Origin of the sequence: Bacillus sp. 16GRE42, from assembly GCF_019837435.1 — a bacterium.
Classification (GTDB): Bacteria; Bacillota; Bacilli; order Bacillales; family Bacillaceae_G; genus Bacillus_A; species Bacillus_A wiedmannii.
In genome coordinates, this window is record NZ_JADAXF010000001.1 from 207632 (window position 1) to 223358 (window position 15727).

Annotated in this window: 14 protein-coding genes and 3 pseudogenes; 13 read left to right on the forward strand and 4 right to left on the reverse strand. The window is 31.3% G+C overall.

All coding sequences use genetic code 11. From position 1 onward, the window contains the following. Window positions 1–79 precede the first annotated feature (79 nt). The 4 genes and pseudogenes from ILS93_RS29045 to ILS93_RS01125 form a co-directional block, all read left to right on the forward strand. Window positions 80–185: pseudogene (locus ILS93_RS29045) on the forward strand (penicillin-binding protein); the annotation flags it as partial. 22 nt (window positions 186–207) lie between these two features. After that, window positions 208–417: pseudogene (locus ILS93_RS01115) on the forward strand (GNAT family N-acetyltransferase); the annotation flags it as partial. A 257-nt stretch (window positions 418–674) separates the two neighbouring features. After that, window positions 675–1181 carry a DUF3189 family protein gene (locus ILS93_RS01120; RefSeq protein ID WP_064475384.1) on the forward strand — a complete coding sequence of 169 codons (507 nt, stop codon included), beginning with the start codon at window positions 675–677 and terminating at the stop codon, window positions 1179–1181. A gap of 200 nt (window positions 1182–1381) precedes the next feature. Further along, window positions 1382–2188: a DegV family protein gene (locus tag ILS93_RS01125; RefSeq protein ID WP_064475385.1), complete on the forward strand. Its 807-nt coding sequence runs from the start codon at window positions 1382–1384 to the stop codon at window positions 2186–2188. Between the two features lie 134 nt (window positions 2189–2322). On the opposite strand, the gene ILS93_RS01130 is transcribed toward ILS93_RS01125, so the two are convergent. Then, window positions 2323–2895, reverse strand: a complete 573-nt coding sequence (locus ILS93_RS01130) for a DJ-1/PfpI family protein (protein ID WP_064475386.1) — start codon at window positions 2893–2895, stop codon at window positions 2323–2325. 529 nt (window positions 2896–3424) lie between these two features. On the opposite strand from ILS93_RS01130, the gene ILS93_RS01135 reads away from it, so the two are divergent. The 4 genes from ILS93_RS01135 to ILS93_RS01150 all read left to right on the forward strand — a co-directional run bounded on the left by ILS93_RS01135 (window position 3425) and on the right by ILS93_RS01150 (window position 8340). Next, a complete protein-coding gene (locus ILS93_RS01135; protein ID WP_222659716.1) occupies window positions 3425–4372 on the forward strand; it encodes a DUF7018 domain-containing (lipo)protein in 948 nt (315 codons plus the stop codon). 302 nt (window positions 4373–4674) lie between these two features. Further along, window positions 4675–5898: a methyltransferase domain-containing protein gene (locus ILS93_RS01140; RefSeq protein WP_222659718.1), complete on the forward strand. Its 1224-nt coding sequence runs from the start codon at window positions 4675–4677 to the stop codon at window positions 5896–5898. Window positions 5899–6010: 112 nt separating this feature from the next. Next, entirely contained in the window at window positions 6011–7315 is a 1305-nt protein-coding gene (locus ILS93_RS01145) for an MFS transporter (RefSeq protein ID WP_098720416.1), read from the forward strand. Window positions 7316–7830: 515 nt separating this feature from the next. Beyond that, window positions 7831–8340, forward strand: coding sequence for a DUF7018 domain-containing (lipo)protein (locus ILS93_RS01150; RefSeq protein ID WP_064475389.1), 510 nt, complete (start codon window positions 7831–7833; stop codon window positions 8338–8340). A gap of 198 nt (window positions 8341–8538) precedes the next feature. On the opposite strand, the gene ILS93_RS01155 is transcribed toward ILS93_RS01150, so the two are convergent. Next, complete coding sequence (locus ILS93_RS01155; protein ID WP_222659720.1) at window positions 8539–9249, reverse strand: hypothetical protein; 711 nt, start codon at window positions 9247–9249, stop codon at window positions 8539–8541. A gap of 497 nt (window positions 9250–9746) precedes the next feature. Here ILS93_RS01155 and ILS93_RS01160 point away from each other — a divergent pair, with 497 nt between their 5' ends. Together ILS93_RS01160 and ILS93_RS01165 are read left to right on the forward strand one after the other, a co-directional pair. Continuing rightward, entirely contained in the window at window positions 9747–10547 is an 801-nt protein-coding gene (locus ILS93_RS01160; protein ID WP_064475391.1) for a GNAT family N-acetyltransferase, read from the forward strand. 45 nt (window positions 10548–10592) lie between these two features. Continuing rightward, a complete protein-coding gene (locus ILS93_RS01165) occupies window positions 10593–11456 on the forward strand; it encodes a glycerophosphodiester phosphodiesterase (RefSeq protein ID WP_222655603.1) in 864 nt (287 codons plus the stop codon). Window positions 11457–11714: 258 nt separating this feature from the next. On the opposite strand, the gene ILS93_RS01170 is transcribed toward ILS93_RS01165, so the two are convergent. Further along, the gene (locus tag ILS93_RS01170) at window positions 11715–12176 is read right to left on the reverse strand and encodes a DUF2306 domain-containing protein (protein ID WP_222659722.1); all 462 of its coding nucleotides are present in this window, start codon (window positions 12174–12176) and stop codon (window positions 11715–11717) included. 174 nt (window positions 12177–12350) lie between these two features. On the opposite strand from ILS93_RS01170, the gene ILS93_RS01175 reads away from it, so the two are divergent. Beyond that, window positions 12351–12881 (forward strand): DUF4269 domain-containing protein, encoded by a 531-nt coding sequence (locus tag ILS93_RS01175; protein WP_222659724.1) that lies wholly within the window; start codon window positions 12351–12353, stop codon window positions 12879–12881. A gap of 43 nt (window positions 12882–12924) precedes the next feature. Here ILS93_RS01175 and norG read toward each other — a convergent pair whose 3' ends face one another. Next, window positions 12925–14325, reverse strand: coding sequence for an efflux pump transcription regulator NorG (gene norG, locus ILS93_RS01180; RefSeq protein ID WP_222659726.1), 1401 nt, complete (start codon window positions 14323–14325; stop codon window positions 12925–12927). Between norG and ILS93_RS01185 the strand changes: the two are divergent. Together ILS93_RS01185 and ILS93_RS01190 are read left to right on the forward strand one after the other, a co-directional pair. Further along, window positions 14324–14605: pseudogene (locus tag ILS93_RS01185) on the forward strand (glycosyl hydrolase family 8); the annotation flags it as partial. The gene norG and the pseudogene ILS93_RS01185 overlap by 2 nt on opposite strands. A 161-nt stretch (window positions 14606–14766) precedes the next feature. Continuing rightward, entirely contained in the window at window positions 14767–15690 is a 924-nt protein-coding gene (locus tag ILS93_RS01190) for a nucleoside hydrolase (protein WP_064475397.1), read from the forward strand. The last annotated feature ends 37 nt before the right edge of the window (window positions 15691–15727 follow it).

The window sequence follows — 15727 nt, forward strand, 5'->3', positions numbered from 1 at the left end:
TCCTATATATGAAAATATAAGAAAGGTGAACAATATTGATAAACAAGGGTGGTTTTTGTAATGAAAACAAAAGATCAAATTTGCACCTGGAAGTAAGTTTCACTACAACAATGCAGGTTTTATCATACTGGGATTAATAATCGAAGAACAGACAGACAGGACTTGAATTTACGGAATATATAGAAAAAACATATTCAATCCAATTAGTATGAAAAGAACGGATTTGTAAACGTAGATTCATATTTACACGTATACTCGGATCATAAAGACGAGATAAAAGGTGTCATGAAAAGTAATATAGATCAGCTATATCCAGTTCAAACATTTGCTCATTATACAGGTGAAAATAAAGAAGACATAAGAAAACAATTTAAACGAGTTCATGATTGTTTTTGTTTCGAAAAGTATTTTAACTAACAGTTCATACAGGTTAATAGATATGTTTGTTTTGAATAAAGATGCTAACAGATGTACGAGTCAAACGTACGTCTGTTTATTTTTATTAATAATGCTTACGACTATTACATTGTGTACCGTAATAAATAGATGATAGTATAATCGAAAAATATATAATGAATTAACAAAAAAATTGTAAATACATTCATCCTTTGTTTATCAATGCTGTGAACGGTAATACTAAATAACATTGAACTTTTACAACAAGGAATGATAATATGATATTTATTTACACAGATTTCGGCGGAACACATTCAACTTCACTTGCTGCAGCTTATCATTTAAATAAATTACCAACGGATCGTAAGTTAACGAAAGAAGAAATTTTGAATGTAGATTACTTTAATAAATTGAAAACAGAGGATATGGGGAAAATTATTTTTCATGGAATAGACGAGAATGGTAATCCGGTTTATACAATTGGATGCGGCGCATCAAAAGTTGTTGTACCTGCGATGAAGCATTTAGGAGAGATTCTGCAAAAACATTATCAAAGTCATGAAAAGATTATTTTTTCTAATACATCACCAACAGTACCTATACCAATGACTTTCGGTGGTCTGTTTTCTAGAAGGTTCCACATTGACTTTATCGGTGTACCGTTACTTGTATGGGGAGCAAAACTTTGCTGTGATAACATACAAAGACTTGTTAGTTATACGAAAGAAGCTGGCCAATTGACGAACGATTATGTTGTAATTTTAGATAATGAAACTTTTAAATAATGTATGATAAGAAGAAAATCGGGCAAATACTTCGATTTTCTTCTTTTTTTGGTGAAAATGACAAAAAATATTCACATTTAATATCCATCTACTATAGCCAAAACAATAAAGTCCTGTTACTATTACAGGGATATTCTCTTTTCGTAACGTAAATATATAGAAAAGTCAGAAAAGAGGAATTGAATTAAGGGAGGAACAACATGAAGCGTGTTGCTTGGATTACTGATAGTACAACTGCGAGTTTTAAAACAGAAGGAGATAACTTTGTTATCCCAATTGAAGTTATTATTGATGGTGTGTCGTACAAAGATTGTGAAGAAGGTGTGCGTGAGCGCGTTTATAATGCTTTGAACGAAGGTAAAACTGTCACTACATCACAGCCTAACATAGGGGAAATGGTAGATTTATTTTCGAAATGCAAAGAAGAATATGAAGAGGGATTTGCAGTTGCTATTAGCGGAAAAGTAAGTGGAACTTATCAAAACATGAAGTTAGCTGCAGACATGGCAGGTTTCCCATTAACGGTATTGGATAGTGAAACAACAAGTTATCCAATGGATGAACTAATTAGAAAAGCGAAATCGTTATACAATGATGGTATGACGTTACAAGATATACACAAAACATTAGTAAATGAAAAAAGAAGACCTTTCCACGTATTCCCGAAAAGTTTAAAAGGCCTTTACGCAAGTGGACGTGTAAAGGGAGTTCAATTTTTACTTGGAAGTTTATTAAGTGTTAACTTAATATTAGAAGTAAAAGGTGGAGAACTTTTACTTGAAAAGAAAGTTCGCAAAATCCAAAAATGTCGAGAATACATTAAAAATGAGCTTGAAAAAGAATTACCAAAAGTACTTCATATGTTCCATGCTAACGATAAAGATGGAGCTGAAGAATGGATTTCAGATATTAGACAAGCATTCCCTGAAATGGACTTTAAATTATATCCATTACCAATTTCATTTGCGGTTCATGCAGGTGAAGGTACAATAGCAATTAGTTATTAAGATGAAAACCCGTGAATGATTCGCGGGTTTTTTATTTAATTAAATTGAAATTGGAGGCATATTACATCGCTATCAAGCAAAAAAGATCATTTTATCATTTTTGGGAGCAACCAATCCCTCAATTTGATTTGAAATTAAAAATATAAACCTTTGCCTACTGGCTGAACAGTTTCTAGCACAGTATTGACCATTTCTTCATTGATTAGGTTCCTTATAATCCAAGCTGAGAGATCTTGAGCTGCAAAACAGCCTGCAGCAGTCGAAATATTTCCTTCGTTCACGAAACTTTGTTCAATAACGTCCACATCAAATTCTTTAAGCTGTTCTACTGCGGATGGATATGTAGTGGCTTTTTTACCTGTTAGCAATTTTTTAGCTCCTAGTAGTAATGAACCAGAACACATAGATCCTATTAATTGTCTTTGAGGATTTACATGAATACTATTAAGATACTCTTGATTTGTATATAAATTTTGTACACCCTTACCACTTGCAAATATTACAGCGTCAGCAGACGGAATATCAGATATGCTTCCTGTCATGGGAATACGTAAGCCAGACATGGATATATGAGTTTTTCCCGTTCCTAATAGTTGAACGTCCCAATCAGAAATACCGCCAACTAAACGTACACGATTTAATAAATCCCATGGTAGAAAAACATCTATATCAGTAAAGTTATCAAAACAGACTATTGCAATTTTCATTTTTTAATTCCCATTCTATATGTATGTCCCCTTATTTAAAATATAAACTTCTCCTTATTATGTTCTATATTAAGTTGTAAATCCCTGTATATTCCATGCGTTTGAAAGAGATGTTAGCGGTTTTTTAACTTCTCTAAACATAAAAAGCAATAAAAATTTTTCTTGGTTTCTATCAATTTGTTGTGCTCAACTAAGGTTTGTAGCAATAACTCGTAAGGTATTTGGAAATGAGGATCTTTAAAATTATCAAGGAAATAGATGTAATTCATCATACACACAAATAGAAATAAAAACATTATCCTTTCTTATACATTCACAGATATAAACACGTTTTTTCGTTTTTAGGGGATATAATATAAATAGCCAGCAATCAATAAATCCTATAATTTTTGTAAAATAATTTTGACGTTTTTATTTTTTCACTATAAAATACTATTCGTTCATCCAAATTTAACCAATAGTATATAAAAGATATATCTTTTTAAATGCTTAGGTATGTATTTTTTAGTTTTAAGGGGGAAGAGTTAATATGAAAGTAAAAAAACTAGTTACGCTTGCAGTACCATTTATGCTATTAGTAGGTTGTGGATCGGAGAAAACAGATGCAAAACCGAAAGGAAAAGTGGAATCAAAAGCAGAAACAAAAGAGAAGTTATCGAAAGACAAGTATCCTGAGCGTATAACGGCTATATCTACCGAATTCTTGCAGAAAGTCACTGAAATGTCTGAAATAGCAAAAGATAGAACAACCAGTAATAAAGAAGTATCTATGAAAATATTAGCACAATTAAAGGATATACAGAAAACCATTAAGAAGTTTGATACTATTGAACCGCCAGTAGAGTATCAAGAAGCCCATAAATACATATTAAAAGCAGTAGATTGTTATAAAGAATCATATTCGATTCAAGAAGAAATTTTAACATCGGACAAGAAAGCAGACGAGAAAGCACTTATGGATAAAGCAGATAAGTCAAAAGAGTTACTAAAAAAAGGTTCTGAACTTTGGGCATCTGGTTACAAACCGATTCAAGATACGATAGTAGGTAAATCGAATGAAAGTAAGAACAACTTTGAATCTAAAACTGATAGTCCTTCAACCTCTGATACTTCTACTTTTAGTAATAAAGATGTGCAACTATCAATAACTGGAAAAGAGTTAGTAGGAGAATGGGGTAGCTATGAAGGTTCTGAATTTATCAAAGCAGTTGAGTTCCGAAAGGATGGTACATATATCGCTTATGATGACAAAGGTAAAACGCCTTATGAGCAAAACCACATGGAAGGAAGTTGGTACTATACTCAAGAAAAAAAACAAGTTTTTTTAACGGCGAAAGAAGTTGTAAAAGGTGGGAATAAGATTGATACAAGTCAGTTAAAGGTAGCAATAGACTACAATGTTGAGTCATTTAAAGATGGTTCGTTCAAGATGACAGACGTAAAGGGAAACAGTCTACAAGCAGTAAAACGTAAGTAATTTATGCTATTTGATTATAATTAATTCAAAAAAGACATTTACTTTTTCAGTAAGTGTCTTTTTTATATTTAAGATATGAATCCGCTTTCTCTTTAATTCATAAAGCTAAAATAACTATGAACAGTATATTGTCCTATCCCTTTTAATAATTTTAACCTTACTATTTTAACACCTCGCGTACATTTTGTTTAAGACATATTATAAGTAACAAACCGTAAATAATGTTGTTTAGAAAGTTTAAAGGGTTTTTTAATATAAAAATAGAAATCTATATAAAAAAATATATAAATGGTAGTGATACTATGAAAATAGGTAAATTTGGAGAAGTAAATAACATAAGTATTGATACAATTAGACATTATATGGATCTTGGCCTCATTATTCCTGAAAAAAAGGGCGGTCACAATTTTTTTGACGAGTATTGTCAAACAGATTTAGAGCTTATATTACATTACAAAGAGCTAGGTTTTAGCTTGAATGAAATTAAAGAACTATTTTTTTATAAAAATTTAGCGAAATCTATGAATTACAAAAAAGATACTTTTTACCAATCTATATTTAAATTGAAATATGACCAGATGGAACAGGAAATAGAACTTTTGGAGAAGAGACGGGATAAATTAAAGGAAGTGTTACATGATTTATTATTAACAAATGAAACTTCGAATTCAATTATAGGGATAGATTTAAGCGTACTTCATTTGCTTACATGTTCTAAGTGTAGCAAAAAACTAATTCTTCAAGATGGAATTATTACTAACAATCAAATTACTGAGGGGAAGCTAATTTGTAATTGTGGTGAAGAATATATTATTACTTCAGGAATTATAACTGCGGGTAAATCATTTAAAGCAAATGAGCGAACGTCACTTGAAGATACTATTTCGGATTATATTCATGAAACTGATAATGCGTATTTGGAAAATATGCATAGAGAAGGACAATGGGCGAAAAAGAAACTAATACATTTAGATTTAAATAATAAATTAATACTGGATATAGGATCGGGACTTGGGTTCTTTTTGAGAAACATTTATGAAGAACTACCAGAAGATTGCCTATACATTGCAGTGGATCGAGATTTAAATAAACTTTTATTTTTAAAAGATGTATTAGCGAGAAAAAATCCGAAAAGAAACATTCTCTTTATCTGTGCTGATTTTTTGAATATCCCTATTCAGAATCGGTCTGTTGATATTGTAATTGATCATTCTGGTACGAGCAATTATAGTTTTGAGCATGAGGATTTTTTACTTCACGAATTAAATCCACTTTTTAAAACGGATTGTTATTTATTAAGTTTATTTATTTTATTTAAAAATTTCAGCTCAAATAGTCAAATTACAAATAACTTTCGAGCAAATTTTACACTTTCAAAAGTAACGAAAGAAATCCAAGATTTACAGTTTCAATCCATAGATGAAAGTACTTCAAACTATTTGAAACGAGGTGGAAAATACGAGGATTTCTTTGTTCAAGGAGAAGAAATTTATACATATTCATTTTTCGGAAAAAGATGGGGTTAACCCCATCTTTTATTTATTTTCCCTTAAAACTTTTCAAATAGTACATATTGCTATTGGGTTGACCCAAGAACTTACAATGTACGTAACACAAAGTTAGGCAGGGGGAAAAGTGATGGGAAGTTTACGATTACATATAGAAAATAAAAAAAGAAATCAAGAACTAAGAAATATTTGTTTATATTCAATTGCAAAAACAGTATCAATATTCGGTAGCTCTATGTATAGTTTCGCACTAGGATTATATGTTTTACACATAACTGGATCTGCGTTAAATTTCGCAATTACGCTCATATTAGGAACGATTCCAATGATTGTTATGAATCCATTTGCTGGTGTAATCGCTGATAAGGTTGATAAAAAGAAACTAGTTGTTTGTATGGATTTACTAAGTGGGTGCTTATTAGTAACTGTTTATATATTAAGCAGCTATTATGGATTAAACTTATTCATCATTTATACTACTACCTTTCTAATGACGGTCTTTACAACCTTTTTTGGAATAGGATTAGAGGCTGCAAAACCAAATATCGTCTCTAAAGAGAGGCTTATGAGTATTAATTCAATAAGTAAAATTATCGATTCTGTATCTTTAATACTAGGCCCTATGCTAGGGGGGATTGTTTTTGCAGTCTTTGATATTAAAACATTTATCATTATAAACGGTATTTCATTTATTCTTTCGGGTATATCCATATTATTTATTAACTTTAAATTGTTCGAGCAAAACATAAACGAGGAATGTTCTATGGGAGAAATTAATTTTATTAAAGATATAAAAGAGGGATACTCTTACTTAATTGAGAGGAAAAGCTTAAAGAATACGTTTAATATATTAATTTCCCTTAATTTTTTCTTAGGTTTTGCTGTAACTGTTCCATTACCATACATTATTAATACAGTTCTCAATCTGAGTCCTAAACAATTTGGTATAATTCAAGGGACTTTTCCAATAGGTATGATAGTGGGTGCAATATTAGTAAAAAAGATAACTGATCGTTTTTCTTATTCCTATCTATTGAAAAAAATAAGTTTTATGTTGGCGATTTTTATGATAGTTTCAGGTATCCCTGTTTTATTCAAAAGTATTGAAGTAAATAATATTGTATTTGTTACTATGTATTGCGCTATTATGTTCTTTGTAGGGCTAACGATAGCATTAATCGATATCCCTTTAATTTATTTTATGCAAAAAGAGATTCCAGATGAATATAGGGGTAGAGTGCTTAGTATTGGATTAAGTATAGGTAAAATGATGCAGCCGATAGCGCTGGTATTATCAGGTCTATTATTAAATCATATTCCAGCCTACACGATTCCAATTGGAGGGGGCATCGTATTTCTTATTTTGAATAAAGTTTATTCAAATAAGTTGAATTTAGAAATTCATTCAAAAGAGTATAGTGTTGAACGTAATTAAATAATATCGAAAAAGCGCTGGATCATCATCTTGCGCTTTTCTATCGTAATTCCGTTGTTATTCCACTCATACACTTATCAATATTATCTTCTTCAATACCAATAAATAATCCTCATACTTTTAAATCGAGATTGTAGAAATATTGTTAGTTGTAGCATGTCTCTTCACTGAATACTTAGACAAAAAGGATCTTAAACGTTGAAAAATACATTAGGGAGAGTATTGAGAAAGCATACGGTGGGGGGGATTATCTACAACTATAATACATGTTATCATATGTTCATATTATTAAAAACCTAAATTTTCCATTAGAGAACAGGAAAGGAACTATTATTTACTTTATGCTAGTCAAATACAACACCTTTAAATAAGTTATAAATAAGAAAAGATGCCACTCTAATTTATATAACGTCTTAAGGTGCAATAAACAATATTCATAGAGTGAATAAATTAGGAAGACTAAAGAAAGAGTTGGAAGAAACGTAGATATAGTTTAAACAAAGGGGTAAATATTAATGAAACGTAAAATATTAACAGTAGTTTTACCAATTACATTAGCATTAGGAGTAGGTTGCAGTAAGGATGTCTCCGAAACAAAGAAAACTGATAGTATAAAAGTAGCAGAAGAAAAGCAAGATGATGGTAGATTAAAAAACGCACATGATTACAAAGAAAAGGTTAATGATGTAGCAAAAGAGTGGGTAAACCAGTATCAAGTTATATCAGATGTAATAGCAAAAGACCCTTCATTTGCTACTACAGAAAATGAGTTTAAAACAGAAATAGGTAATTTTAAGGTTGTAACACAGAAAATGAAAGAGATAAAACCACCTAAGAAATATGATGATTTACAAAAAGAGTTGTCTGATGCAATGTTAATGTACGAAGACTCTTTAACAGAAATGGTAGAAGGTTTAGATAAAGGTAACCCCGAAACAGTCACACAGTCTTCTAAACATATGGATGATGCTTTAAAGAAGATAAAGAAAACAATACAGACAATAAAAGAACTAAACGATAAATAGTAGTAATTAGGATATAGATTTCTATGAGATACAAAATTCTAACTATATCTACAAGGGATTCTTTTGCATAGTGATCAAGATTTCCGGGATAGTCCAAGCTAATATAATGATTCCCTAAAAAAAATAAGACAGTACACAATATTGATTTAAAGTAAAACTCAAATTATAAAAAGCGCAGGATAATCATCCTGCGCTTATCTATCGTAGTTCAGCTGTTTTTCTAATAACAATCTTATCAATATCATCTTCTTCATCACCGATAAATAAACCGCGTTCTTGTAAATACGCCTCAAAATATAAATCCGCTTCTGCACGTTCATCATATGGTTTTACAGATAGAACGAAACCTAATTTGTTTTGTTCCTCTAAATGAGAAGTGGAGATGTAGGCCGGTACATTGTGGCGTAAAAAAAGTTCTTTAACCGGAATAATCATATCTTTCATTAATTTCGTTAACATACCCATTTCAAACTCGAAATTAAAGCGATCTATGCTATATAAATCAGCGAATACTACACCGATAAAACCTGTATTAAATACTTCTTGATATTCTACTTCTTCGTTACCGTAAAAATTCTTTTCGATTAAATAATTTATAAAGTAAGAAACACCGTCACTTTGTTCAAATGGTTTCGTTGAAAGAACAAAGCCGATTTTCTTTTGTTTATGTAAATACACACATGACATGTATGCTGAAATGTTATGTTCTTTAAATAGAGAACTTGTTGCTCCAGAGAGGCCATCAAGTACGTGATGAACAATTTGAAGTTTTTTACGAGCGAAATAATAGGATTTCTTTTGTAACTCCAATGTATCAATAAAGACAGAGCCGATAAAGCCTGTATTTGAAATAATAGGTGTTTGCTTTTTTCTTCCTCTGCGCTTTGCTTGAGTCATTGTAAAAATCATCCCTTCATGTACAATTAAAATAAAAAAGAACGTTTGTTCGTATATTTATATTTTACTATTAAAACACACTAAAGTAAAGGGTTTTTGATGAAAAAATAACAAAAAAGACACCTGTAAAAGGTGCCTTAAACGCTGTAGGGAAGAGGGTTCATCCCAACTATTTATATTATGATACAGAAACGATCTCTTCTGTATCTTCTACATCTAAATGACAGTCCATAGTACGAACATCTTGATCTTCATGACTTCCGAAATAAATAGTAATTTTCATATGTATCGCTCCTTTATTCTAGGAATACCTAAAATAATTACTAGTAATGTTACTGTTTATTATATACCACTTTTTTCATTCCGACAACGTTATATCATTTTTAATTCTTTTAGAGGAAAAAAGAGTAATGTATAGAGATATTTTTATAGAAATAGATACATTTCTTATGTGTTATATTTAATACTGAAGAATTCGAAAACGAATTTTTATGAAAGGAGAAAAATGAATGAATTATAAACAGTTACTAATAGATAACTTCACATATAAAACCTCATATATTGCGCGGCAGTTACATGGAATGAATGTAAAAGAAACGAAGGACTACATTGCTGTCGAATGTGGTTTACCGGCAGATACATTTAATATCATTACTATACTAAACAATAATTTAACGGAAGGTATTGAGAAACTATATAAAGTGGTAAACAACTATAATCAAAAGAAACTTCCAATGAGTGTTTGGTTTTGGGATGATAGGCATGAGCAGACTATAAAAAGCGTATTAATAAAACTTGGCTTAAAAGAAGCAGAACAAAATATCGCGATGGTAGCAGACTTAAAAACAATTCATCCAACAATAAACATGCCAGAAGGTTTTACGATACAAAAATCATCTTCGTCAGGACAAATTAAAAAGTTTGGGGAAACATTAGCTAATCTATTTGGTACATCAGAGGAAGGTACACATGTTCAAGCGTTCTACAATCAAACTGCTTCTTTCGATTTATGGAATAGTGAACAAATGAAACTGTACTTAGGATTTTATAAAGAAGAAGTCGTATCGGTTGGTTCATTAGTATGTACAAAAGATAGTATTGGTATTTATGATATAGCAACTAAAGAAGAATTGAGAGGGAAAGGGTTCGGCTCTGCTATGTTTAATTACTTGCTGCAAGAAGCAAAGGAATTGAAAGTTGCTCAATGCGTATTACAAGCTTCACCTGATGGCATTAATATTTATAAAAAGACTGGTTTTCAATCTGTAGGACAAATGACTGTTTTTGAAAATCGACATTTAATGGAATAAATCATCCAAGTCAAATTGCTTTCATGTAGGAGTTAAAACATCATTATGAAGAAGATATATATCGTTACAATCATTTGCACCTTTATGGTAATAGGTACTTTTGTTTTTCATAAAGCAAATGAACTTAAGTACACGAAAGCTATTAATCAATTAAATCATATAAAAAACATTGCACATAGAGGCGCTTCTGCGTATGCGCCGGAACATACAATAGCAGCGTATAAATTAGGGCAACAATTGAGAGGAGATTATATAGAAATTGATCTCCAAATGACAAAAGACGGACATTTAGTAGCTATGCATGATGAAACAGTAAACCGCACTACAAACGGTACGGGGCTAGTTAAGGAACATACATTAGAAGAAATAAAGCAACTTAATGCAGGTTCTTTTTTTAATGAAAAGCATCTAAGTTTAGCGAAGAAAGAATTTGAAGATGTTAAAGTTCCAACACTAGAAGAAATTATTGAAACGTTTGGGCATAATGCTAATTATTACATTGAAACAAAATCGCCAGATGAATATCCTGGTATGGAAGAAAAGCTATTAGAAATTATAAAGCACTACGAAATAAGTGATAAAATTATTATTCAATCATTTAGTGAAGAAAGTCTGCAAAAGATTCATAGTTTAGATGTTAATATACCGCTAGTACAATTACTATCTTACAAAAAGGCAGCTCATTTAACTGAATTAGAGATAAAAAAGTATAAAACATACTGTATCGGTCTTGGGATGAACTATAAATATATTGATTCAGCTTATGTAAAGAGTATAAAGAAAAACGGATTAGAAGTTCATCCATTTACTGTAGATAATGAAACAGATATGAAAAAGTTACTTTTATGGGGAGTTGACGGGATGTTTACGAATTACCCGGATCGTTTACATTCGTTAGTTAAACTATAATAGTGTAATTATCACTGAACCAATAAAACAAGTACCCACAAGTATACAAAGATAGTTTATGGTTCAAATGGTAACATCATTGAATACATAGCGCCGATATTGAAATGAAATCCGAAAAAGAATCCAATATTTTTATTGGATTCTTTTTATTTAGCTCTAAGTGACGAACTTAAAGCAATATGAATTTGTTAATAAAATATTACATTGGGTATGATTTTTTGTAATTACCATCAGAAAGTAACGGAATTGTAATGAATTTTAACTACGCTTTTTATATTTTTTTGATACACTGGCTACGAGAGGAATACCGATTAATGTAGGTAAAAACCAAAACCATATAGGTGGCAGTAAATTTATTAAGGGAATATGAATACCGACGTTTACTAAAAGTGCAGTTACCGCACCTATATAAGAACCTAACATACCTCTAATATGGTGATGCAGCCAATTTTTCCAACGTTTTTTTCGTGCCAGGTAGCCATAAATCGCAAATGAATAAGAGAAAATTGCTACATAAAATAAATATGCGATTTGATCCCAGTTTATAATGGATAATATAATTGCAGTAAGGGTGATGACAACGTAGGATGCATGATATATTTCACCCCATTCCGTATGTTTTCCTTTCTTCTTTTGGGCAACCATCGCTACAATACCAGTGATTAAGCATATTGTTCCAAATAATATATGGATGGTTAAAAGAATGTTGAAAATGCTCATAATAATTCCTCCTTTTTTATTTTTATAGTATTGCAGTATAGGAGAAAAGTTGAAACATATTTTTTATCGACCTTAATATATTGAAATAAAGGTACTCCTAGAACAAATTTAAACGGACAAATTTTTCTTGGATATAGTGAGACACGTACTACGTGAAATGAAGGAGAGACTTCCATGTTTACATCTATTACATATTTACAATCAGGGAATGAAAAGCAACAAAAAGTGTATGATGTTTTGAATAAACTTAACATTATGGAGGATTTAACTTTGTATAGTCCGGTTCTTTGCGGGACAATTCCTATTAGAATTGATACTCTTCAATCTGACTTAGATATAGTAATGGAAGTACATAACTTTGATGTTTTTGAACAGGAAATGAGATCTTTATACGGTTCTTATAAAGGATTCAAAATAAAAAAGAAAAAAATTAAAACTACAGAATCGATAAAGGTAAATTTTGAGTTTGAAGGTTTTGAATTTGAATTATTTGCTCAGCCTAAGCCAGTACGTAACCAAAATGCATATAGACATATGATAGTAGAGCACATGTTATTAATGCAGCATCCCCATATAAGTGAAGAAATACTTCACTTAAAAGAGAGCGGTTTAAAAACAGAACCTGCTTTTGCTCAAGTATTAAATATTGACGGAGACCCTTATGACGAACTTATTTTATTGGGACAGGAAATGAGATTGTGGTAAATAAGATACATAAAAACTCCTCTATAGTAAAGAGGAGTTTTTGTTATGACATTAGCTTACGGATTAATTCACTCAACAATTTAATCCCGTTAGTCATTTGCTCTGGTGAAGCATATCCATATGATAAGCGAATGTACCGATCTGATTCTTCTTCATAAATACGTCCTGGGTTTAAAAGAATTCCATTTGATAGTGCCTCTGAAAATAATTTCTTCATCGGAATGCTAGGTACAATCTTTAGCCATATAAATAATCCGCCACTAGGAATATCCCACGATGCAATATCTGCGCAGTACTTATTTAAAGCTCGTATCATGATTTGTCTTCGTTCTTTTAGTTTAATTCTTACGTTTGCAACATGTTCTTCATAAAAACCTTTATTTATCCATTCAGCAGCAACTCTTTGAGATAATGAACTCGATCCATAGTCTGTTTGCATTTTTATATCTGACAATCTATCAATCACTGGTTCGGTTCCAATGATCCATCCAATTCTAAGTCCTGGGCTAAGTGTTTTAGAAAGACTACCAACATATATTACATGTCCATGTTTATCTATCGACTTTAAAGGAGCTGGAGGTGGTTCATCAATCCATAATTCTCGGTAAATATCATCTTCAATTATAGGTAACTGTTCCTTTTCACATATTTTTATTATTTCTTTTCTTCGTTCTTGAGACATTAATGCCCCTGTTGGGTTTTGAAAACTAGGGATAGAATATAAAATGTTTTTCTTTTGACTGTATTTAATGCGTTGTAATAATTCGTTAGGTAAAATACCGTGATGATCCATACATATACCAGATAGATTTATATTTGCTGATTGAAATACATGAAGTGAATATAAGTAAGAAGGTTGTTCAAGTAAAACGGTTGATTCTCTATGCAAAAGACCAATTGATATTAATTGGAGTGCTTGTAATGCACCAGAGACGATTAATATAGAACTGGCTGATGCATATATTCCGAATGATTTTACGTATTTACTAATTGCTTCACGTAACGGCAAAAAACCTTTTTGTTCTTCGTATCCAAAATAATCTATTTCGTCACTTACGCTTTTCATAATGGACTGCATAGTTTCTAACGGGAAAAGTTGAGGCGCAAGTTCACCTTTACTAAGATGGATAAGTTTTTTATTTGCTTCTGCTTCATTTATTTCTCGTACCATTAACTTGCTAGGCTTGTGAATACCAGCTTTTACATATTCACTCCAATCAGGCGGGGGATTCGTCGCTAATAATGACCATGTATTATTCGTTACAATTGTTCCTGCTCCAATTTTCCCTTGAATCAATCCATCTGCCATAAGTTCATCTAGCGCAGTTATTACAGTACTTCGATTTATATGAAATAATTTGGCTAACTGCCGTTGACTAGGAATCTTACTTCCGATAGGCCATTCTCCGTTTTCGATTTTTTCTTTCATATAATTTACTATCATTGTGGATGGTTATCAATTAAACGGATCCAATATTGGTAGTTATCCAACTGCTGTATTTGTTTCACCGTTTATTGCTGCAAGTATAACGGATAGCAATAATCAAAAGTGGGTAAATAGGGGTTGGGATTGGATGAAGAATAAGAGAGAAAGCTATTTTAGTGATAGTTATAATTTATTAACTATGTTATTTATTACAGGAAATTGGTGGAAACCTGTACCTGAAGATAAAAAGACACAAAATCAAATAAATGCTGCAATTTATGAAGGATACGATAATTAATTAAATTTGAGAATGGTTACTTAAGAAAGGAATTAGCATACGCTAGTTCCTTTTTAATATTTTGTAAAACATTATCCGTTCTAAAATTTGCATAGATATACTTACTTTTTTCATATACATAGTTATTAATGACTCAATTTTTTATGAGGGGAGGGTATTTCTTGGAAAAAGTATTATTTTTCGGAGACCCAGGTATTGATGACTCATTTGCTATTATGTATGGTTTATTGCATCCCGAAATTGAAATTGTCGGTATTGTAACCGGATACGGAAATGTTGAGCATATACATGCTGCACATAATGCAGCGTATATTTTACAGTTAGCAAATAGACAAGACATTCCTGTCATTAGTGGTGCAACAAAACCACTTACAGAAGAAATTACTATGTACTACCCTGAAATTCACGGAGCAGAAGGATTAGGGCCCATCCATGTTCCAGAAAGCGTATTATCTATTCCGATATACAATTTTGGCAGTATTGCTGCGATTCTTGTAAAGTACGGGAAAGATTTAACAATTGTCGATGTAGGAAGATCTACCTCGTTAGCGATTGCTTTTAATTTATGGAATGATTTAATGCTGAATGTAAAAGGAATCTATTTCATGGGTGGTGTTTTTTTAGAAGTAGGAAACGTTACGCCATTAGCAGAGGCAAACGTGTATGGAGATCCTATAGCAAGTAAAATTATTTTTCAGCAAGCAAAGAATTTATTTATATTCCCTTTAAATGTAACAAATAAAGCTGTGTTAACTCCAAATGTATTTAACTATATCCAAGCTAATGCAAAAAATCCATTTCATACGATAATGAAACCGATGTATGATTACTATTTATCTGCATACCAAAAACTTAATCCATCTATCGAAGGGCCTTTGCTACATGATGTGGTTGCTATAAGTGGATTAGTTAACCCAAGTTTTTTAAAATTTGCGCTTCGTACAGTGAATGTAGATACATACGGAGATACGAAAGGACAAACATTCGCTGATTTTCGCCCTAGCTCTATATCTAAAGGTTCCCGTATAGCGTTAGAAATTGATGAACAACAATTCATTCAAGATTTTATAAAAATCATGTTATAAGTTGTTGTCGAAAAAGGGATATATTTCACTACGTTGA